Origin of the sequence: Cupriavidus malaysiensis (genome assembly GCF_001854325.1) — a bacterium.
GTDB lineage: Bacteria > Pseudomonadota > Gammaproteobacteria > Burkholderiales > Burkholderiaceae > Cupriavidus > Cupriavidus malaysiensis.
In genome coordinates, this window is sequence record NZ_CP017754.1 from 4,162,600 (window position 1) to 4,181,774 (window position 19,175).

General features: G+C 66.6%; 16 protein-coding genes and 1 pseudogene. 9 read left to right on the forward strand and 8 right to left on the reverse strand.

The window, feature by feature from the left end; translation table 11 throughout:
* Window positions 1-4: 4 nt before the first annotated feature.
* The gene (locus BKK80_RS18840; RefSeq protein ID WP_071037851.1) at window positions 5-781 is read left to right on the forward strand and encodes a uracil-DNA glycosylase; all 777 of its coding nucleotides are present in this window, start codon (window positions 5-7) and stop codon (window positions 779-781) included.
* Between the two features lie 56 nt (window positions 782-837).
* Here the strand turns inward: BKK80_RS18840 and BKK80_RS18845 are convergent, their stop codons facing one another.
* The gene (locus BKK80_RS18845) at window positions 838-1,125 is read right to left on the reverse strand and encodes an acylphosphatase (protein WP_071015711.1); all 288 of its coding nucleotides are present in this window, start codon (window positions 1,123-1,125) and stop codon (window positions 838-840) included.
* 278 nt (window positions 1,126-1,403) lie between these two features.
* Between BKK80_RS18845 and BKK80_RS18850 the strand changes: the two genes are divergently transcribed.
* Both BKK80_RS18850 and BKK80_RS18855 read left to right on the forward strand, forming a co-directional pair.
* Window positions 1,404-3,173 carry an ABC transporter permease gene (locus BKK80_RS18850; protein ID WP_157903247.1) on the forward strand — a complete coding sequence of 590 codons (1,770 nt, stop codon included), beginning with the start codon at window positions 1,404-1,406 and terminating at the stop codon, window positions 3,171-3,173.
* Complete coding sequence (locus BKK80_RS18855) at window positions 3,170-4,543, forward strand: ABC transporter ATP-binding protein (protein WP_231907943.1); 1,374 nt, start codon at window positions 3,170-3,172, stop codon at window positions 4,541-4,543. The genes BKK80_RS18850 and BKK80_RS18855 overlap by 4 nt, the downstream gene beginning before the upstream one ends.
* 454 nt (window positions 4,544-4,997) lie before the next feature.
* Here BKK80_RS18855 and BKK80_RS18860 read toward each other — a convergent pair whose 3' ends face one another.
* The 5 genes from BKK80_RS18860 to BKK80_RS18880 all read right to left on the reverse strand — a co-directional run bounded on the left by BKK80_RS18860 (window position 4,998) and on the right by BKK80_RS18880 (window position 12,575).
* A complete protein-coding gene (locus BKK80_RS18860; protein WP_071015713.1) occupies window positions 4,998-7,352 on the reverse strand; it encodes an FUSC family protein in 2,355 nt (784 codons plus the stop codon).
* Window positions 7,353-7,442: 90 nt separating this feature from the next.
* Window positions 7,443-9,257: a M61 family metallopeptidase gene (locus BKK80_RS18865; RefSeq protein WP_071070457.1), complete on the reverse strand. Its 1,815-nt coding sequence runs from the start codon at window positions 9,255-9,257 to the stop codon at window positions 7,443-7,445.
* A 116-nt stretch (window positions 9,258-9,373) separates the two neighbouring features.
* Window positions 9,374-10,375: an acrylyl-CoA reductase (NADPH) gene (acuI, locus tag BKK80_RS18870; RefSeq protein ID WP_071037850.1), complete on the reverse strand. Its 1,002-nt coding sequence runs from the start codon at window positions 10,373-10,375 to the stop codon at window positions 9,374-9,376.
* Between the two features lie 95 nt (window positions 10,376-10,470).
* The gene (locus BKK80_RS18875) at window positions 10,471-11,220 is read right to left on the reverse strand and encodes a DsbC family protein (protein WP_071037849.1); all 750 of its coding nucleotides are present in this window, start codon (window positions 11,218-11,220) and stop codon (window positions 10,471-10,473) included.
* Window positions 11,221-11,294: 74 nt separating this feature from the next.
* Window positions 11,295-12,575 carry a UbiH/UbiF family hydroxylase gene (locus tag BKK80_RS18880; protein WP_071070459.1) on the reverse strand — a complete coding sequence of 427 codons (1,281 nt, stop codon included), beginning with the start codon at window positions 12,573-12,575 and terminating at the stop codon, window positions 11,295-11,297.
* A 171-nt stretch (window positions 12,576-12,746) separates the two neighbouring features.
* Between BKK80_RS18880 and ychF the strand changes: the two genes are divergently transcribed.
* The 4 genes and pseudogenes from ychF to BKK80_RS37490 all read left to right on the forward strand — a co-directional run bounded on the left by ychF (window position 12,747) and on the right by BKK80_RS37490 (window position 15,217).
* Window positions 12,747-13,838: a redox-regulated ATPase YchF gene (gene ychF / locus BKK80_RS18885; protein ID WP_071070460.1), complete on the forward strand. Its 1,092-nt coding sequence runs from the start codon at window positions 12,747-12,749 to the stop codon at window positions 13,836-13,838.
* 187 nt (window positions 13,839-14,025) lie between these two features.
* Window positions 14,026-14,238: pseudogene (locus BKK80_RS37480) on the forward strand (Arm DNA-binding domain-containing protein); the annotation flags it as partial.
* Between the two features lie 102 nt (window positions 14,239-14,340).
* Window positions 14,341-14,763, forward strand: a complete 423-nt coding sequence (locus tag BKK80_RS37485) for an N-terminal phage integrase SAM-like domain-containing protein (RefSeq protein WP_236903755.1) — start codon at window positions 14,341-14,343, stop codon at window positions 14,761-14,763.
* On the forward strand, window positions 14,666-15,217 hold the full coding sequence (locus BKK80_RS37490) for a tyrosine-type recombinase/integrase (protein WP_236903756.1): 552 nt from the start codon (window positions 14,666-14,668) through the stop codon (window positions 15,215-15,217). The genes BKK80_RS37485 and BKK80_RS37490 overlap by 98 nt, the downstream gene beginning before the upstream one ends.
* 128 nt (window positions 15,218-15,345) lie before the next feature.
* Here BKK80_RS37490 and BKK80_RS35665 read toward each other — a convergent pair whose 3' ends face one another.
* Together BKK80_RS35665 and BKK80_RS35670 are read right to left on the reverse strand one after the other, a co-directional pair.
* Window positions 15,346-15,714 (reverse strand): VOC family protein, encoded by a 369-nt coding sequence (locus tag BKK80_RS35665; RefSeq protein WP_084545611.1) that lies wholly within the window; start codon window positions 15,712-15,714, stop codon window positions 15,346-15,348.
* A gap of 113 nt (window positions 15,715-15,827) precedes the next feature.
* A complete protein-coding gene (locus BKK80_RS35670; RefSeq protein ID WP_084545612.1) occupies window positions 15,828-16,640 on the reverse strand; it encodes a DUF6597 domain-containing transcriptional factor in 813 nt (270 codons plus the stop codon).
* A gap of 1,087 nt (window positions 16,641-17,727) precedes the next feature.
* On the opposite strand from BKK80_RS35670, the gene BKK80_RS18895 reads away from it, so the two are divergent.
* On the forward strand, window positions 17,728-18,321 hold the full coding sequence (locus tag BKK80_RS18895) for an undecaprenyl-diphosphatase (protein ID WP_071070479.1): 594 nt from the start codon (window positions 17,728-17,730) through the stop codon (window positions 18,319-18,321).
* Between the two features lie 87 nt (window positions 18,322-18,408).
* On the forward strand, window positions 18,409-19,167 hold the full coding sequence (locus tag BKK80_RS18900) for a COG4705 family protein (protein ID WP_071015739.1): 759 nt from the start codon (window positions 18,409-18,411) through the stop codon (window positions 19,165-19,167).
* Window positions 19,168-19,175: the final 8 nt, after the last annotated feature.

Sequence of the window (19,175 nt, forward strand, 5' to 3'; positions counted from 1 at the left end):
CCCGATGCAATCCGATCTCTTCGCTGCGGACACGCCCGCCCGATCCACCGCCCAGGCCCCCGCCGCCGCGCTGCAGGCCCAGGCCGACGCCCTGCCGCCGGCCTGGCGCACGCTGCTGGCCCCCTGCCTGTCCGGCGCCGGCTGGCGCGAACTGGCCGCCTTCGTCGACGGCGAGCACGCCAGCGGCAAGCGCGTGTTCCCGCACGACGTGTTCCACGCGCTGCACCTGACGCCGCCCGACTCGGTCAAGGTCGTGATCCTCGGCCAGGATCCCTACCACGGCGTCGAGACCGTGGCCGGCGCCGAGGTGCCGCAGGCCCACGGACTGGCCTTCTCGGTACCGGACGGCGTGCGGGTGCCGCCCAGCCTGCGCAATATCTTCAAGGAAATCGCCGCGGAGTACGGCGAGGCGCCCGCGCGCGGCGCCTCGGGCAACCTCGAGGGCTGGGCCCGCCAGGGCGTGCTGCTGCTCAACACGGTGCTGACCGTCGAGCAGGGCCGCGCGGCCAGCCACGCCAAGCGCGGCTGGGAAGCGGTGACCGACTGCCTGATCCAGGCGCTGGCCGGCAGCCGCCAGAAGCTCGTGTTCCTGCTGTGGGGCAGCCATGCCCAGGCGAAGAAGCCGCTGCTGGGGGCGGGCCACTGCGTGCTGGAGGCGCCGCATCCGTCGCCGCTGTCGGCGCACCGAGGCTTCCTTGGCTGCGGCCACTTCCGCCAGGCCAATGACTGGCTGACGGCCCAGGGGCTGGCAGCGGTCGACTGGCAGGCGCACCGCGCCTGAGCCGGAGTATCCAGTCGATCCGGTCGATCCGGTCGACCCGGCTTATGGCGGCCGCATCACACGGTGGGGCGCCAGATGAAGCCCTGGAATTCCCCCTCCGACAAGGCCACCGCCAGGTCGAGCACCTGTGCCGCCGGCGGTCCGATGCGCATCCAGTCGCACAGGGCCCGCAGTTGCCCCGGGCTGCCGCGCGCCATGACCTCGACCGTGCCGTCGCTGCGGTTGCGCACCCAGCCGCGCAGCGCCAGTTCGCTGGCCCGCGCCGCGCAGGCAGCGCGGTAGCCTACGCCCTGCACGCGCCCGCTGGCCACGATGTGCCAGGTTTCCAGTTGCCGGGTTTCCATCGCCAAAGTCTCTCCTGCAGGATTGGACTGCCTGTCTGCTATCGCTGACAACTGTTGCAGCAGCGAGACGATCTATGCTGAAACGGCGCCGACATGCACACACGGTAAACTAGGCGGCCGCTCTGAGCGTTAGCAAGTAGGGCTTTGCACCGGACGTGATGCGTGCGGCACCGGGCGACCCAAAAGGGCTGCCGGCAGCCGACGCCAGCCACGCCGTTCCAGCGGGCGCCACCCGTAGTCCCAGGCCGACCGAGCCGGCCCCCGATCCGTCTTTCACCATGATGCAGCCCGCCCAATCCGCCGACAGCGACCAGGCCAAGCCGGCCCCTTCCCTCGGCTACGTCAGCCAATTGCTGACGGCTCCGCCCAACCGCTTCGACCTCGCCCTGCTGCCCATCATCCTGGCGGCCATCGTGCTGGTGGCGTTCGCCGCCAAGCAGATGAACGTGCCCTACCAGCCGGGCGAGCCGCTGGATCTCAGCCTCGACGTCGCCTACCTGCCCTACTACCTGATGCGCACCAGCATCCGCATGCTGACGGCACTGGGCGCCTCGCTGCTGTTCTCCTTCGCCTTCGCCGCCATCGCCTCCAAGAGCCGCACGGCGGAAAAGGTCATGGTGCCGGCCCTCGACATCCTGCAGTCGATCCCGGTACTGGGCTTCCTGTCGATCACCGTGACCGGCTTCATCGCGCTGTTCCCCGGCAACCTGATCGGGGTGGAATGCGCGGCGATCTTCGCCATCTTCACTTCGCAGGCCTGGAACATGGCCTTCAGCCTGTACCAGTCCTTCCGCACCATCCCCAGCGACCTGCTGGAGGCGGCCGCCATGTTCCGCCTGTCGTCGTGGCAGCGCTTCTGGCGGCTCGAAGTGCCATTCGCCATGCCGGGCCTGCTGTGGAACATGATGATGTCGATGTCGGGCGGCTGGTTCTTCGTGGTGGCCTCGGAAGCGATCTCCGTGTCGGGCAATGACATCAAGCTGCCCGGCATCGGCTCCTACATTTCGCTGGCCATCCAGCAGCAGAACCTGCCGGCCATCGGCTGGGCCATCGTGGCCATGCTGATCGGCATCCTGCTCTACGATCAGTTGCTGTTCCGCCCGCTGATCGCCTGGGCCGACCGCTTCCGCTTCGAGACCCTGGCGCAGGAGAAGGAGCCGCAGTCCTGGCTGCTCGACCTGCTGCGCCGCTCGGAATGGGTGCGCGTGCTGCTGTCGTGGACCGCCGGCCTAGCCGGCCGCACGCTGTCCTGGGGCGCCCGGCGCGGCACGCTGGCACCGGCCTCGGCAGGCGCCAGCGGCCGCCGCCAGTGGATCGAGCGGGCCTGCAACGTGCTGATTATCGTGGCCGCCCTGCTGGCGCTCTACCGCATCCTGCACTTCGTGCGCTCCGAGGTGGGCTGGAGCGAGTTCGGCCACGTGCTGTGGCTGGGCACGCTGACCATGGTGCGGGTGATCGTGCTGATCGCGCTGGCCGCGCTGGTGTGGGTGCCGATCGGCATCCGCATCGGCATGAATCCGGCCGTGGCGCGCGTCGCCCAGCCGGTCGCGCAGTTCCTGGCCGCCTTCCCGGCCAACCTGATGTTCCCGCTGGCGGTGGTGGTGATCGCGCGCTTCGGCCTGAACCCTGAGATCTGGCTCAGCCCGCTGATGATCTTCGGCACGCAGTGGTACATCCTCTTCAACGTGGTGGCGGGTGCCTCGGGCATTCCCACGGAGCTGCGGCTGGCGGCGCGCAATTTCGGCCTGCGCGGCTGGCTGATGTGGAAGCGCTTCCTGATCCCCGCCGTCTTCCCCAGCCTGCTGACCGGACTGGTGACCGCCGCCGGCGGCTCGTGGAATGCCAGCATCGTGTCCGAGTACGTGACCTGGGGCAACCACACCCTGGTGGCTACCGGGCTGGGCAGCTACATTGCCGAGATGACGTCCAAGGGCGACTTCCCCCGCATCGCACTGGGCATCTGCGTGATGGCCCTGTTCGTGGTCGGCTTCAACCGCCTGCTGTGGAACCGCCTGTATCAATTGGCGCAGGAGCGCACCCGTCTATGACGATCGAACGAAAGGACGCCATGTCCAGCAGCACCGCACCAACCGCCGCGCCCGCCGTGATCGAGCTGCGCGGCGTCTCGAAGATCTTCCGCACCGCCGACCACACCGACCGCGCCGTGCTCGAAGGCGTGGACCTGACGCTGCGCCAGGGAGAGATCGTCGCCATGCTGGGCAAGTCCGGCTCGGGCAAGTCCACCCTGCTGCGCATCATGGCCGGCCTGGTCGGCACCGACCGCGGCGAAGTGCGCTTCCGCGGCGAGCGCCTGGCGGGCACGGCCGAAGGCATCGCCATGGTGTTCCAGTCGTTCGCGCTGTTCCCCTGGCTCACCGTGCAGCAGAACGTGGAACTGGGCCTGGAGGCCCAGGGTGTCGACAAGGAGGAGCGCACCCGCCGCGCCGAAGCGGCGATCGACATGATCGGCCTGTCCGGCTTCAACAGCGCGCTGCCGCGCGAGCTGTCCGGCGGCATGCGCCAGCGCGTCGGCATCGCCCGCGCCATGGTGACCGAGCCCGACCTGCTGCTGATGGACGAAGCCTTCTCGGCGCTGGACGTGCTGACCGGCGAGACCCTGCGCGACGAGATGCTCGACCTGTGGGAAGACGGCCGCACCAACATCAAGTGCATCCTGATCGTCTCGCACAATATCGAGGAAGCGGTGATGATGGCCGACCGCATCGTCATCCTGTCGAGCGACCCGGGCCGCATCCGCGCCGAGGTGCGCGTGCCCTTCGCGCGCCCGCGCAACCGCGACTCGACCCAGGTGCGCGCGCTGATCGACGAGGTCTACGCGCTGATGACCTCGCCCGCGGCACTGGGTCCACGCGTGCCCGCGCTGGCGGCCGCCTCGCAGATCGGCTACCGCCTGCCGGATGCCGACATCAGCCAGATGGAGGCCATTCTCGACCTGCTGTGCGAGTCGCCCTTCTTCGGCCGCGCCGACCTGCCCCACCTGGCCGACGAAGCAGGCCTCACCGACGACGAACTGCTGCCCGCCTGCGAAGCGCTGCAACTGGTGCAGCTGGCCACCATCGAGCGCGGCGACATCATCGCCACCCCGCTCGGGCGCACCTACTACGAGACCGAGCCGCCCGAGCGCAAGGTGCTGTTCGGCAAGCAGCTGCTGGAACACGTGGCGCTGGCCGCGCACATCCGCCGCGAGCTGGAGGAAACCGAGGACGGCGAGATCGGCGAAGAGCACGTGCTGCGCGAGCTGGAGGCCTACCTGAAGCCCGACGAAGCCGAGCGCGTGCTGACCCTCGCCATCGAATGGGGCCGCTACGGCGAGATCTACGAATACAGCTACAACAGCGGCATGCTGACGCTGCCGCGCGAAGAACAGGCCGAGGGCACGGCAGGCGGGGAAGGCTAGTCCACTGAATCATTGAAATGGGAGGGGAAAGACATGGCAGGCACCGACCGATTTCAGCGATTCAGTGGACTAGCGGCCGACCGGCGCCGCGCACGGAGCATGCGTCGCGCGCTCACGCCGGGGCGTGCATAGCCTGGTGTGAATTTGACAGCCCGCGCTCCCGGCGAGCGCCTGCCCTCTCCCCCGGCCCCTCTCCCGCAAGCGGGAGAGGGGCGCGAACCGGCGCGGTACGAATCCTGTCGTGCGGAACAAAGCCACCAGGATGCGCCAACACCAATCGCCAAGCATAGTGTCCTGGCTCCCTCTCCCCGCATGGGGAGAGGGCGGGGGTGAGGGGTGGTCTAGCAAGGCGCCACATCCAGCGAAGCCCTCGGTGCGATCCAGCACGCCGCCGCCCACACAAGGCCAACGGTGTGATCCCGCCCGCCAGGCCGGCAACAAGCCAGCCCCCCCCTCACTCCTCCACCCGCACCGCCCTCCCGATCGCCCCGGTACGCAGCGCGATCTTGGCGGCGTCCTCGCGCAGCGCGCGCAGGCGGCGCTCCAGCTGGGCGTTGGTACTGCGTCCGCCGGCGCCGTTCGCGGCAATGCTGGCCGCCGCCAGCTCGCCGGACGCGGCGGCCTGCACCAGCACGTCGGCGCGGCGGCGGTCGGCCGAGTCGGCCACGCGTGCGCGGCGCGCGCTGGCGTCTTCCTCGCCGGACTGCGTTTCGGCCACGGCCGCCGCGGGAGCCGGCATGGTGGCGCCGCCGGCCTGGGCGGCCGCCTCGGGCAGGCCCGTCGGTGGCGGACGCAGGAAGCCGACCCCGCGTCCGCCGGCGCGCTCGCCCGCCAGCAGGCGCTCGCGGGCAAGGTCCAGGCTGCGCACGGCCGCGTCAGTGGCCTGTTCGATGGCAGCCTCGGCCGCCGGCAGTTCCAGCTCCTGGTAGTGCTGGCGCACCTGGATGCGCACCGCGGCGACGTGCGCGGCCACCAGGTAGTTCTGCACGATGAAGCGGTTCAGGTTGTCGACCGCGCGATGCCGGCTCTTGGGCTCGTCCTGCATGCGCTGGAAGGCGGAGATCAGTCCCGACAGGCTGTCCATGAACTGCTTTCGCTGCACGCGGTAGGCGAAGTCGTCCTTGGCGCGCCGCAACAGCAGGTCGCGCGTGGCGAGGATGTAGCGCCGGTTGGCCTGCAGCACGTTTTCCACCAGCTTGGGAATGGCGCGGTACTCCCAGCTCGGCAGGACAAAGGAGAAGGCCGAGGCGATCAGCCCGCCGATCACCGTGTCGATCAACCGCTCGCCCGCCACCGTGGGACTGTCGGGCAGCAACAGCTTGAACTGGATCAGCACCTGCACGCAGGCGGCGATCGCCGTGTAGCGGTACTTGATGGTGGAAAAGGCGGCACTGGCCACCAGCGCGGCGAACAGTACCGCCAGCAACAGCAGCGGCTGGTGCACCACCTTGAGTATGCCCAGCGAGATCACGCAGCCGATCAGCGTACCGATCACGCGATCGTTGTAGCGCTGCTTGGTCAGGCTGAAGTTGGGCTTCAGGATGACGATGATGGTCAGCAGGATCCAGTAGCTGTGCGAGGCATAGGGCACGTGGTCCGCCACCCATAGCCCGACCGCCACGGCCAGCGAGATACGCACCGCATAGCGGAAGCCGGGCGAGCGCCAGCGCAGGTTGTCGACCAGCACGCCCAGCTCATACCTCTGCCGGGTCAGGAAAGGTGTCATGTCGGGCCCGGGCAGCACCTTGCTCGGCTCCACCGGCGTGCGCGAGGCCTCGTGCAGCTGCTCCACCAGGGCGATGGCGCCGCGGATCATCTCCAGCGTATCGGCCAGCGCGGTCAATGCGGCCGGCTTGATATGGTGGTGGCGCAGCTGGGCGATCTCCTCCTCCACCGAGCGCAGCACCTGGCGGTATTCCACCGTGGCGTAGGACGGCCGGCCGCGCGTGACCTCGTAGGCGATGCCCGCCAGGTCCTCGCTCATCAGCAGCACCAGGCGGCGCAGGTGGTCCAGCACCGGTGTGCCGCCGAAGGTGTGGCGCAGCAGCGGATAGTCGGTATTGGTCGACAGCATGTACTCGTACAGGTCGAGCATGCGCAGGTGCACCTGCACCAGCAGGCCGTCGTAGGGCGTGCGATTGCCGCGCAGCACCAGGTCGCGCGCGGCCTGCTGGCGCTCGGCCACTACGATCTGCTGCCGCACCAGCTGGCTGAAGCAGGCCTCGTAATCGGTGCCGGCATCGTAGAAGGCCGCCTTGAGTTCGAGATAGGACGCCATCTCGTAGAGCGACTCGGCCAGGATCTGCTGCTTGGTCCGCCGCGCCATGGCCCAGCTCACCGCCATCGAGTACGCCGTGTAGGCCAGCCCGCCCAGGCCGAACAGGCCGGCGTGCTCCAGCGCGCGCCGCACCACGAAGTCCTCGTTGATGGTCATTGTCATGACGAACAGCGCCGAGAACTGCAGCGGCATGGTCTTGTTGCCGTACACCGTCATCATGCCGGCCAGGAAGGTGACCAGCACCAGCACGAAGGGCATCACGCGCGGGAACGGCGTGGCCAGCGCGACCACCAGCGTCACCGCGGTGCACAGCAGCACGCTGGCGATCATCTCGTTGAACTTGTGGTTCAACGGACTGGGCAGGTCCATCAGGCTGGTGCACAGCGCGCCGATCGACACCACCATCGCGGTCGGCATGTCGGTGAACTGCAGCGCGACCAGGGTGGCCCCGATCACCCCCGTGGCAGAACGCAGGCCGCGATAGACATAGTGCGAATAGATGAAGGTACGGGTGTCGTGCGCGTATTGCATAGGCCTGCATCAATCCGATCCGGTCGGCGCGACCACGAGGACGCCGCCGCCATACTGCCGGCGCCGCCGCGCGGCGGCGCCGTGTCTCCCTTATTGTCCCAGCCAGCGCGCGCGTGCGGCCTGCTTGCCCGCGGCCAGCGACAGCCGGTACTGCGTGGCCGGTTCGCGCGCGAACGCCAGCGGCAGGCACATCAGCTCGTCGCGGCGGAACACGTGCAGTTCGGCGCGGTCGCCGGGGCGGTAGCGGCCCAGCAGCTTGTCGAGCTGGCCGGGCGCGACACGCAGGCCGTCCACCGCCGCCAGCAGGTCACCGGCCGACAGGCCGGCCGCCTGCCCGGCCCCGCCGTCCAGCACCTGGGTCACGCGCACCCAGCCGTCTTCGCTCTTGCTCTTGATGCCCAGCGCCGCGCCGGCCTCGGGCTTCTGCGCCTGCACGCCCACGCCGATGGCCTTCAGCAGCGGCGCCAGCGGCAGCTCGGCGGTGCCCTCGGTGAAGCTGCGCAGCGGCGCGCCCAGGCGCAGGCCGGTGACCTCGTCGAACAAGGCATGGACCTCGGCCTCGGTGACGCCTCGCTGCGTCGTGCCGGCCGCGTAGAAGTCGCGGCCGTAGCGCTGCCACAGCGCGCGCATCACATCGTCGAGCGAGCGCCGCCCGCGCGTGCGCTGGCGGATGGTGAGATCGAGCGCCAGCGCCACCAGCGAGCCCTTGGTGTAGTAGCTGACGATGGCGTTGGGCGCGTTCTCGTCCTGGCGGTAGTACTTGGTCCAGGCATCGAAGGAGCTCTCGGCCACGCTCTGCTTGGTGCGGCCGCTGCCACGCAGCACGCCGTTCCAGGTCTTGCCCAGCATCTCCACGTACTGCGCCTCGGTGACGCAGCCCGAGCGCACCAGCATCAGGTCGTCGTAGTAGCTGGTGAAACCCTCGAACAGCCACAGCAGCGGCGTGTAGCTCTCCTCGCGCAGCCGGTACGGCACGAAGGCGGCCGGCTTGATGCGCTTGACGTTCCAGGTATGGAAGTACTCGTGGCTGCACAGTCCCAGGAAGGTGCGGTAGCCTTCGCCGGCATCCGCCTTGCCGAGCGACGGCAGGTCCGCGCGCGCGCACATCAGCGCGGTGCTGGCGCGATGCTCCAGGCCGCCGTAGCCGTCGGTGGTCACCATGGTCATGAAGACATAGCGACGGTTGCTGTCGAGGAAGGGCGCACGCTGTGTCTTCGGCTCGAACAGGCGGATCTGCGCCTCGCAGATGCGCTTGAGGTCGCGGCACACGCGTTCCAGGTCGAGCTGGGGCACGCGCCCGGTGACGACCACGTCATGCTGGGCGCCGCAGGCCTTGAAGCTGCCCAGCGCGAAGGTGCCCATCTCGACCGGGTGGTCGATCAGCTCGTCGTAGCCGGCAGCTTCGTAGCGGCCGAAGCCGTAGCGCTTGGCGCCCTCGCGGCCGCGGGCCTCGCGCAGCGCGGTGGCCACGCGCCAGCCGCCATAGGCCTCGCCCTCGGGCGGGAAGATGTCGACCGTGCAGGGTCTCTCGGCCTGGCCCTCGACGCACAGGAAGACCGAGCTGCCGTTGAAGAAGCCGTGCGTCTGGTCGAGGTGGGCGGCACGCACCGACAGGTCCCAGGCATAGACCTCGTAGCGCAGCGTCAGCGGGCCGGCGCCGGCCTCGAGCGGCGCGGCCTGCCAGGTCTGCTTGTCCAGCTTGTGCAGGATCACGGCACGGCCGCCGCACTCGGCGCGGACGCGGCCGATGTTGCGGGCGAACTCGCGGATCATGTAGCTGCCCGGGATCCAGGCCGGCAGGAAGAAGCGCTGGCCGGCGGGATCGGGGGCATCGACCGTGACGGTCACGGCGAACAGGTGCGCGTGCGGCGCGAGCGGGGCGATGGCGTAGCGGATGGGCGTCATGGCAAAGATTGTAGCGCCGGGCGCGGCGTGGCCAGCGCAGGGAGCCGGCACCGGGCGCCGGCACGCAGGAAGGCACGCAGCGCAGCCCGTACCGGGCGGCTGCGCCGCAGCCGGGCTCAGGCGTTGACGTCGACCACCACGCGGCCGCGCATGCCGCCTTCGACGATGCGGCGGCCGGCCTCGATCGCCTCGTCCAGCCGGATCTCGCGCGTGATGGCGCGCAGCCGGTCCGGTGCCAGGTCCTGTGCCAGCCGTGCCCACGCGCGCTCGCGCAACGCCATCGGCGCCATCACGCTGTCGACACCGGCCAGCGTCACGCCGCGCAGGATGAAGGGGGCCACGCTGGCGGGGAAGTCCATGCCCTGCGCCAGCCCGCAGGCCGTGACCACGCCGCCGTAGCGCACCTGGGCGCAGGCGTTGGCCAGCGTGTGCGAACCGACCGCATCGACCACCGCGGCCCAGCGCTCCTTCTGCAGCGGCTTGCCGGGCGCGCCCAGCTCGGCGCGGTCGATCACCTCGGCGGCGCCGAGGCCCTTCAGGAAGTCCGCCTCGGCCGCCTTGCCGGTGGAGGCCGTCACGCGGTAGCCGAGCTGCGCCAGGATGGCGATGGCCACCGAGCCGACGCCGCCCGAGGCGCCGGTCACCAGCACGTCGCCGTCGCCGGGCCGCACCGGCCCATTCATGCCGCCGCGCTCCAGCGCCAGTACCGACAGCATGGCGGTATAGCCGGCCGTGCCGATGGCCATGGCCTGGCTGGCGCTGAAGGCCTGCGGCAGGCGCACCAGCCAGTCGCCCTTCAGGCGCGCCCGCTGCGCCAGGCAGCCCCAGTGCGCCTCGCCCACGCCGAAGCCGTTGAGGATCACCTTGTCGCCGGCGCGCCAGCGCGGATGGCTGGATTCGAGCACGGTGCCGGCACCGTCGATGCCGGCCACCATCGGCCACTTGCGTACCACCGGCGCGCGTCCGGTGATGGCCAGGCCGTCCTTGTAGTTGATAGTGGAATAGTCGACGGCAACCAGCACATCGCCGTCGGCGGGAAGCTGTGCCGTCTCCAGCTCGGCGATCTCGGCACGGGTGGCGCCATCGGCCTGGGTCAGCAGCAGGGCTCGGAAGGTCATGGTGTCTCCTCTTCGGGATTGTAGTGAGCGAGCGGCGCGGCCACGGGCGATGCCCGTGCCGCGCGCTCCGGCCGGGACACCGCCGGCGGCCGGGCCTATTTCTTCAGGCTGGCGAGCTTGCGCTCCAGCGTGGCGGCATCGGCCGCGCCGGGGATGCGGGTACCGTCGGTGAAGAACACCGCCGGCGTGCCGTTGATGTTGAGGCTGCGGCCCAGGGCCAGGTTGTCCTCGACCGGCGTCTTGCAGCTGCCGTTGCCGGTCAGCGCCACCTTGTTCAGCATCCAGTCGCGCCAGGCCTTGGTGCGGTCGGCCGAACACCAGACCTGCCTGGCCTTGGCCTCCGAATCCGGCGACAGCACCGGGAAGAGGAAGGTGTAGACGGTGATGTTGTCCATCTGCTGGAAGGTCTGCTCGATGCGCTTGCAGTAGCCGCAGTTCGGGTCGGAGAAGACCGCCACCTGGCGGCTGCCGTTGCCCTTGGTCCACTTGATGGCACGGTCCAGCGGCAGGTCCGCCCACTTGATGCGGTTGAGCTCGGCCAGGCGCTCCTCGGTCAGGTTGGCGCCGGTCTTGGTGTCGACCAGCTCGCCGTTGAGCACATAGCGGCCGCTGGCATCGGTGTAGACGACCTGTCCGCCGATATTGACCTCGAACAGGCCCGGCACCGGCGTCTTGCCGACAGAGCGCACCTCGGCGCGGCCGCCCAAGGCCTTCTGCAGCGTGTCCTTGATGCGGTCGGTGCCCGGCTCGCCCGCAGCCATGGCATGCAGGGCGAAGCCCGCCGCGGCCAGGCCGCTGGCGATGGCGGCAAACCAGTAAGGGCGGCGGCGCAGGGATGACAACATAGAAGGCTCCAGGTAAGGGGTGGGTCGGGGCGCGCGGGTCCGGGGCATCGGTCCGGGGCGATGTGGCGCCCGGCTCAGCCGAGCGCGCGCCCGATCAGGAAGCGTTTGAGCAGGGGCTGGCTGCCCACCGCCCGCATGCCGGCATTGCGCACCAGGGCGGGCAGGCTGCCGGGCAGCGAGAACAGCCGGTGCAGGCCGTCGGTGGCCACCGTCAGCGACAGCAGGTCGGTGGCGCGGGCGCGCTCGTAGCGGCGCAGCAGGCGCAGGTCGCCTTCGCCACGGAATGTCTCTTTGTCCGCCATCACGCGCCCGAGTTCCACCACGTCGCGCAGCCCCAGGTTCACGCCCTGGCCGGCCAGCGGGTGGACCACGTGCGCCGCGTCGCCCACCAGGGCCATGTGCGGCTGCACGAACTGCTCGGCGCGCTGCAGCACCAGCGGGAAGCCCTGGGCCGGCGTGACACAGCGCAGCGCGCCGAAGCGGCGCCCGACCGCGCCGCCGGCGGCCTCGGCCACGGCGGCGCACAGCGCCTCGGGCGGCAACGCCAGCAGCTCGCGCGCATGGGCCTCGTCGGCCGACCACACCATCGAAAGATAGGGCCCGGGCAGCGGCAGCATGGCGAGGATCTCGCCGTTGGCCGGCTCCTCGTCGGCCATCAGCTTGGGCAGCGGCCCGAGGAACCATTGCGACGCGGTGTCGTGGTGCGGCTGCTCGCAGTGGAAATTGGCGACCACGCCGAGCTGGCGGTAGCGCCGCGTGCTGACCGGGATATGGCACTGCCCGCGCAGCCAGGAACGCGCGCCGTCGGCGCCGATCACGCAGGCGGCCCGCAGGCGGGTACCGCCGGCCAGCGTCAGGGTGGCGCCGTCGTCGTCGCGGTCGAAGGCGGAGGCGCTGTCATCGAACCAGTGCAGCTGGGGCTGGAAGCGCAGCGCGGTGTCGAGCACGCGCTCCACATGGTCGGATTCGATGATCCAGGCCAGTTGCGGCACCGCTGCGGCGTAGGCCGAGAAATGCAGGTCGCCATCGATGCCGGCAGCCGCGTCGGCCGCGCTGGCATCGCCGAACACGCGCATGTCGCGCACCGGCTGGATGCGCGCCGGATCCAGCGCCTCCCACACGCGCAGGCGCTCGAACAGAGCCTGCGAACTGGCCGAGAAGGCATAGATGCGGCTGCCCCACTCGCCCTCGCCCGGCGCCGCCGCCGCCCCCGGCGGACGCGGCGCCACCAGGGCGACCTGCATGCCCTGCTGGGCCAGCAGCAGGGCACAGGCCTTGCCGACGATGCCGCCGCCGACGACGGCGATCTGGAACTGGGAGGAATTGGGCCGCGCAGGCGCGTGGGATCGGATCATGGTGGCTCGATTATAGCGACCCGGGACGACAGCCCGGGCCGGGCCGGGTGACGCCGCCTGCGCGCCGCGCGGCGCCGGGCAGCCGCAGGGCGGCGATGGGGGGCAGCCACGGGGCCGGCCGGCTGCGGCCATCCGCTAGAATAGAGGTTTTGCCATTCTCCGCCTGACACCATGAGCCTCAAATGCGGCATCGTCGGCCTGCCCAACGTCGGCAAGTCCACGCTGTTCAACGCCCTGACCAAGGCCGGCATCGCCGCCGAGAACTATCCGTTCTGCACCATCGAGCCCAATGTCGGCGTGGTGGAAGTGCCGGATCCGAGGCTTGCCAAGCTGTCCGAGATCGTCAAGCCGGAGCGCGTGCTGCCGGCCACCGTCGAATTCGTCGATATCGCCGGCCTGGTGGCGGGCGCCTCCAAGGGTGAAGGCCTCGGCAACCAGTTCCTGGCCAATATCCGCGAGACCGACGCCATCACCCACGTGGTGCGCTGCTTCGAGGATCCCAACGTGATCCACGTGGCCGGCAAGGTCGATCCGCTGTCGGACATCGAGGTCATCAACACCGAACTGGCACTGGCCGACCTGGCCACCGTCGAAAAAGCCCTGGCCCGCTACATCAAGCCGGCCCGCGCGGGGGACAAGGAAGCGCAGCGCCTGGTGGCGGTGCTGGAAAAGGCACAGATCGTGCTCGACCAGGCCAAGGCCGTGCGCACGCTGGACCTGGCGCCCGAAGAGTGGGACGCACTGCGCCCGTTCTGCCTGATCACCGCCAAGCCGACCATGTATGTAGCCAACGTGCGTGAGGACGGCTTCGAGAACAACCCGCACCTGGACGCCGTGCGCGGCTATGCCGAGCAGACCAAGTCGCCGGTGGTTGCCGTGTGCGCCGCCATCGAGGCCGAGATCGCCGACCTGGACGATGCCGACAAGGCCGAGTTCCTGGCCGACCTGGGCATGGAAGAGCCGGGCCTGGACCGCGTGATCCGCGCCGGCTTCAAGTTGCTCGGCCTGCAGACCTACTTCACCGCCGGCGTCAAGGAAGTGCGCGCCTGGACCATCCACGTGGGCGACACGGCGCCCAAGGCGGCCGGCGTGATCCACACCGACTTCGAGCGCGGCTTCATCCGTGCCCAGACCATCGCCTACGAGGACTACATCAATTTCAAGGGCGAACAGGGAGCCAAGGAAGCGGGCAAGATGCGCGCCGAAGGCAAGGAATACGTGGTGCACGACGGCGACGTGATGAACTTCCTGTTCAACGTTTAAACGTCTGACGATTTCTCGCGGAACTCAGTAGCCCTCAGTAGCGCTCGTTGGACTCGGCTTCTCATTTCAAATCAATGAGTTGCGAGTTAAATACGGTCTACTGAGGTTTCTGTTTATCCGCATCCAGAAAAATTGGGGGTAGCGTTGGGGGTACTCGTGTTCAACCGTGGGGGTACTTTTCCCCGCGGTGGAGTCCGACGATGCCCGAGAATCTGCTCACCGACACGAAGATCAAGTCGGCCAAACCCACCGATCGCGACCGGAAACTATCAGACGGTGGCGGCCTGTTCCTGCTGGTCAAGGCAAACTCTGGCGGTGGAAGTACCGCCTCCAAGGCAAGGAAAACCTCTTTGCCTTCGGCAGCTTTCCTCAAGTAAGCCTTGCGGATGCACGCGCCGCCCGCGAAAAGGCGCGCACACTCGTCAAGCAAGGCATCCACCCTGCCCATGCCCATGAGCGGCAGCGGACCAAACAAAGCAACCTGGAAGCGCTGGAAGAACGCATGCGCGCCCGCGCAAGCTCGTTCGCCAAGGTGGCCGAAGCGTACCTGGCCGAGATCAAACCGGTCTTCGCCGCCAGTTCCTACCGCACAAAGGAATCGCGCATCCAGAAGTACCTGTTGCCCAAGTTCGACGAGACGCCTATCAGCGACATTGGCGTCAAGCAGATTCGTCCACTGCTGGAAGAGTGCAAATCACACGGTGCCTGGGCGGCGATCCATGTCAAAGGCGATCTGGGGGCCTGGCTGAGTCAAACCCGCTCCCTAACCTGCGCGGGCTGCTCCGTATCCCGGTCAGCGAGAGCAAAGCCGCCAGACCCGCGAGCAAATTCACGGCTTCTACCAAGCGTTACGGGGGTACAGGGGCTATCCGGAGGCCGCACTTTGCTTGCGCCTGATTGCCCTGACAGCCTGTCGCCCTGGTGAAGCTGCGGATGCCGAGTGGGATGAGTTCGACTACGAGGACGCAGTATGGCGCCGCCCTGCCGCGAAGATGAAAGCGCGCCGCGATTACATTAGTCAGCTTTCTACGCAGGCCATTGCCGTGCTGAAAGACTTGCAGCGCATCACGGGTGGTGGACGCTACCTGTCCCCGCATCGGAGTGGCAAGGGTTTCACAACACCCGATCCGCTGACCTACGCCATGCGCGATAAGAACCTCGGACGAGGCACCACTCCGCATTGCTGGCGGACCATGTTCTCAACATGGGCAAACGAGAACGGCTTCCGTCCGGATCCAATCGAACGGCAACTCGCCCACATTGAAAGCAACAAGGTGCGCGCCACTTACAACAAAGCACTGTTGTTGGATGAAAGAAGGGTCTTGCTCCAGAAATGGGTCAGCTATCTTGATGACGCAGAAGGTGTCTCGACGTCGTGAAGGACCCATTGCATGAGCCCGCGTAATGACTCGGGCCGAAAGGCCTGAGTCATGACATTCCTGCGGAACATCTGCAAGAAGTTCTGGATCGTCTATGTAGTGAAATGGTCTTTAAAACCAAAAGCCGTTTATCGAGGCGAGTGTAAACCCAGTCGATTCCCTTCGGTATCTAGAAATAATGCGAAGAAGCCACTTTCGTCGGCATGTGGTGTTTTGGGAACAAGTATTTTTCCACCATTTTCCTCTACTTTTGATAAGACTACTTGCAGGTCTTCGCCCGCATTCAAATACAGTGTAACTCCGGAGCTGGACGGCAAATAACCATCGCCTTCAATAATAACACCAATCGTAGGCTGCCCCTCATATGGAAACAACCCCATCTTTACCTCCGGAATATCCACGGCCTCAATGGGTACAGAAAAAATTCTGCTATAGAATTTTACAGCACGCTCTAAACTTGTCGCTGGAATCTCAAAAATCGATGCAAAGCCATGCATTCTATTTTCCTCGATATTGTACGCGTTACATGATTATTTTGTGCTTTTATCCGGCACCCATTCAATTTACATCCAGAGTATCGCGATGAATTGTAAAAAAGCGACAGCGCAATTTATTTGTATAACAATGAAGATAGCATCATGCTTTTTTCGCCAAAAAAATCACTCGGCCTTACCCCGGTAAACTCCTTAAAGTCCTTAATGAAATGAGATTGATCATAATAATTGCCTTCGTACGCTATATGAGTCAGACTTTCTTCCCGATTGATTAACAACTTCAAGGCAGCTTGCAAGCGGATAACCTTGCTCAATTGCTTTGGACTAATGCCAATGACGTCCAGAAACTGCCTTTCCAGCTGCCGTTTTTTACTGCGATCTGAGTTTGTAATTTCGTTAATTGATATGCTTCCATTGTTTGAAAAGAGAATTTCCACGGTCGTCTTTACAATATTCTCGATAGTTCGTTGATCACTAATTTTTGAAAAAAGAAATGCTTCCAATATATTAATTCGCTCCCTTGTGCTTAACGCCTTAATAATGTCCCCCTCCAGTTGTTTTGCTTCGTTGTGCTCAAATAACTCATAAATTGACGTCTCCTTATTTATTAGGCTTTTAATGGGCCTGGAAACGAAGTTTGAAAAGCCGTAAGGAAAGAAGCTCGCTGCAAAGGTATAGACATAGCCTGTTGGTTGAATATAAAAAGGAGTAAGTGTCTGTCCAAGCACCATGGCGCGCGGTTGAATTATGTAATCATTCTCCGAGGTATACCTCTTGATATCATCGCCCAATACAAAGGCCAGCTCAATACAGCCGTCCGGCACAATTCTCTGCCTTTCTGCGCTTTCTTCCGGAAAGACTTCCAGTGTCCAAAAGAATTTAACAAAAGAGGCCAAATCTTTACTTGGTTGAAATCTGTTGTAATTCATGAAGCCTCCAAAACCACATAACCATTTGAGCGCTTGCCAAAGCGATCAATTGCCTTGCAACCAGCCGAATAATTCAACAGGGTACGACAACGAGAGCTTGCGTTTCGCAGTTGGGTACATGATCGCGCGAAAGTGCCCAAGCGCGTAGTGAGCTACGCAAATTCGAACTTGAGATTGATCAAGTGATCACCTTCCAAGGTACACCGCCGTAATCTGCGTGCGCTCATGCCCCAGCTCGCGGCTGATCGCCTGCCGCGCCTGCGCATCCACGGCACGCTGCGCAGGCGTCAACGACCGCGCCGAAGGCCGCCAGCGGCCGGTGCCTTCCAGCCGTCAGCACCTCATAGCGATCCTGCGCGTACCGGTGCCGCAACCCATGCATATTGCTCAGCCCGGCCGCCTTGCATTGCCCATCGTAGGTGTTGCGCTGCTGGATAAAGCTCTTGTGCGCGGGGATCAATGACCCCGCGCCGGACGGCTCGGGCACCTGGTCCAGCACGCGTCGTTGTTCGGCCGTGGTAATCGGCACGGCGCGAGGCCGTGACGCGCTTTCCCCGTGAAACTTAGCGTTTCCGGGCCTTTGCCGACGGACCAACGTTTAAACGTGTGATCCACGCCTGAGCCCGGCCCGGCACCTTGCCCCGGGCAGGCCCACCGAAAAGCCCGCAATCCCCTCGGAGTTGCGGGATTTTTGTCGATTTTTCGACACTTTTGCCGTCCTGTTGTCACATGCAGCACCTGCAAGGGCAGCCGGCACCGCCCGCCGCAGACTCCCTTACGCAGCCTGAGCCACTCCCGGGTACGACACCCCGAAGGCGCGGCCATCCTGGCGCGGGAGCAAACCGCCGGCTCAGTCCGAGCTAAGTCTGCCTCGGTAATGTCTCCACCGTGCAGATCCCTGCACTGCCCCTCCCGGAGACGCGCCATGTCCCGCCGCACCCGGCTTTCCGTGCCGGACCGGCGCCTCGCCATCCTGCCTGCCGGCGCGCGTGCGGGGCACGACGACCACAGCGGGCGGGCCCGAGCGCCCGCCCGCGAGGCCGAGCCGTCCGCGCCGCGGAGGTCCGGCCGGGAGAACCAGGAACCGATGGAAGCCCTCAACCGAACGCTCTTTCTCTGGCTCAACGCGCCTGCGCACCCGCAGGCGTGGCTGGTGGCGCTGGCCACGGTCCTGGCGCAGTGGCTGATCTGGGCCATACCGGCCCTGCTCGCCATCGGCTGGCTGCGTGGCGATGAGCGCACCCGCAAGGCGATGCTGGCGGCCACGGCGTCGGCCTGGCTGGGGCTGCTCGCCGGCCAGCTGATCGGTCTCGCCTGGCCGCACCCCCGGCCCTTCATGATCGGCCTGGGCCACACGCTTCTCGCTCATGCGGCCGATCCGTCCTTCCCCAGTGATCACCTGACGCTGTGGTGGGCGGTCGCGTGCGCGCTTCTGCAGGCAGGCCAGCGCCGTATCGGGGCCGCGCTGGCCTTGTCCGGCCTGGCCATCGCCTGGGCACGCGTCTACCTGGGCGTGCATTTTCCCTTCGACATGCTCGGCGCGGCCGGGGTGGCCGCGTCCAGTGCCTGGCTGGCACAGCGCGCCGCGCCCTGGTATCTGGGGCCGGCCTATCGGACCGCCGATGCCGTTCATCGTGTCCTGTTCGGCAGGCTGATCGCGCGCGGCTGGGTCCGCGCATGAGGCGGGCCGCTTGCCAGGCGGCGCTGGCCGATCTGCCGAAAACCTTCGATACTTTCCAGGGCAAAGCCCGCACCGAGAGCGCTTCCGATGAAAACGCCAACTGAACAGGCACTGGCCAAGGTTCCCGAAGTCACGCTGGGGTTCTGGCTGATCAAGATCGCCGCCACCACGCTGGGCGAAACCGGCGGCGACGCGGTTTCGATGTCCATGAACCTGGGCTACCTGGTGAGCACCGGCATTTTCGCCGTGCTCTTCCTGGTCGCCGTGGTCGCGCAGATCCGGGCGAAGCGATTCCATCCGCTGCTGTACTGGGCCACCATCATCGCCACCACCACGGTCGGCACGACGCTGGCGGACTTCGCGGACCGCTCGCTGGGCATCGGCTATGCAGGCGGGTCGCTGTTGCTGCTGGCCTTGCTGCTCGGCTCTCTGCTGGCCTGGCATCGCACGCTCGGCTCGGTGTCGGTGGGCACCGTGCACTCGCCCAAGGCGGAGGCCTTCTATTGGGTGACGATCATGTTCTCCCAGACCCTGGGCACCGCGCTGGGCGACTGGACCGCCGACACCGCGGGCCTGGGCTACACCGGCGCGGCCGTCGTCTTCGGCGCACTGCTCGCCTTGATCCTGGCCGCCCGCTACGGCACCCGCGTGTCCCGCACGCTGCTGTTCTGGGCGGCGTTCATCCTGACCCGCCCCCTCGGCGCGGTGGTCGGCGACTTCCTCGACAAGCCGCTGAGCGCCGGCGGGATGGCGCTGAGCCGCTATTCGGCGTCGGCCGCGCTGCTGTCCTTTATGCTGGCCGGCCTCCTGCTGTTCCGTCAGCGAGCGGCCACGACATCGCATTGAACCATCAC

Coding starts and splice junctions, on each gene's coding strand:
- BKK80_RS18840 (WP_071037851.1), top strand. CDS start 5: ATGCAATCCGATCTCTTCGCTGCGGACACGCCCGCCCGATCCACCGCC.
- ychF (WP_071070460.1), top strand. CDS start 12,747: ATGAGCCTCAAATGCGGCATCGTCGGCCTGCCCAACGTCGGCAAGTCC.
- BKK80_RS18865 (WP_071070457.1), bottom strand. CDS start 9,257: ATGACGCCCATCCGCTACGCCATCGCCCCGCTCGCGCCGCACGCGCAC.
- BKK80_RS18895 (WP_071070479.1), top strand. CDS start 17,728: ATGGAAGCCCTCAACCGAACGCTCTTTCTCTGGCTCAACGCGCCTGCG.
- BKK80_RS18900 (WP_071015739.1), top strand. CDS start 18,409: ATGAAAACGCCAACTGAACAGGCACTGGCCAAGGTTCCCGAAGTCACG.
- BKK80_RS35670 (WP_084545612.1), bottom strand. CDS start 16,640: ATGAATTACAACAGATTTCAACCAAGTAAAGATTTGGCCTCTTTTGTT.
- BKK80_RS18850 (WP_157903247.1), top strand. CDS start 1,404: ATGATGCAGCCCGCCCAATCCGCCGACAGCGACCAGGCCAAGCCGGCC.
- acuI (WP_071037850.1), bottom strand. CDS start 10,375: ATGACCTTCCGAGCCCTGCTGCTGACCCAGGCCGATGGCGCCACCCGT.
- BKK80_RS18855 (WP_231907943.1), top strand. CDS start 3,170: ATGACGATCGAACGAAAGGACGCCATGTCCAGCAGCACCGCACCAACC.
- BKK80_RS18880 (WP_071070459.1), bottom strand. CDS start 12,575: ATGATCCGATCCCACGCGCCTGCGCGGCCCAATTCCTCCCAGTTCCAG.
- BKK80_RS18860 (WP_071015713.1), bottom strand. CDS start 7,352: ATGCAATACGCGCACGACACCCGTACCTTCATCTATTCGCACTATGTC.
- BKK80_RS35665 (WP_084545611.1), bottom strand. CDS start 15,714: ATGCATGGCTTTGCATCGATTTTTGAGATTCCAGCGACAAGTTTAGAG.
- BKK80_RS18845 (WP_071015711.1), bottom strand. CDS start 1,125: ATGGAAACCCGGCAACTGGAAACCTGGCACATCGTGGCCAGCGGGCGC.
- BKK80_RS37485 (WP_236903755.1), top strand. CDS start 14,341: ATGCGCGCCCGCGCAAGCTCGTTCGCCAAGGTGGCCGAAGCGTACCTG.
- BKK80_RS18875 (WP_071037849.1), bottom strand. CDS start 11,220: ATGTTGTCATCCCTGCGCCGCCGCCCTTACTGGTTTGCCGCCATCGCC.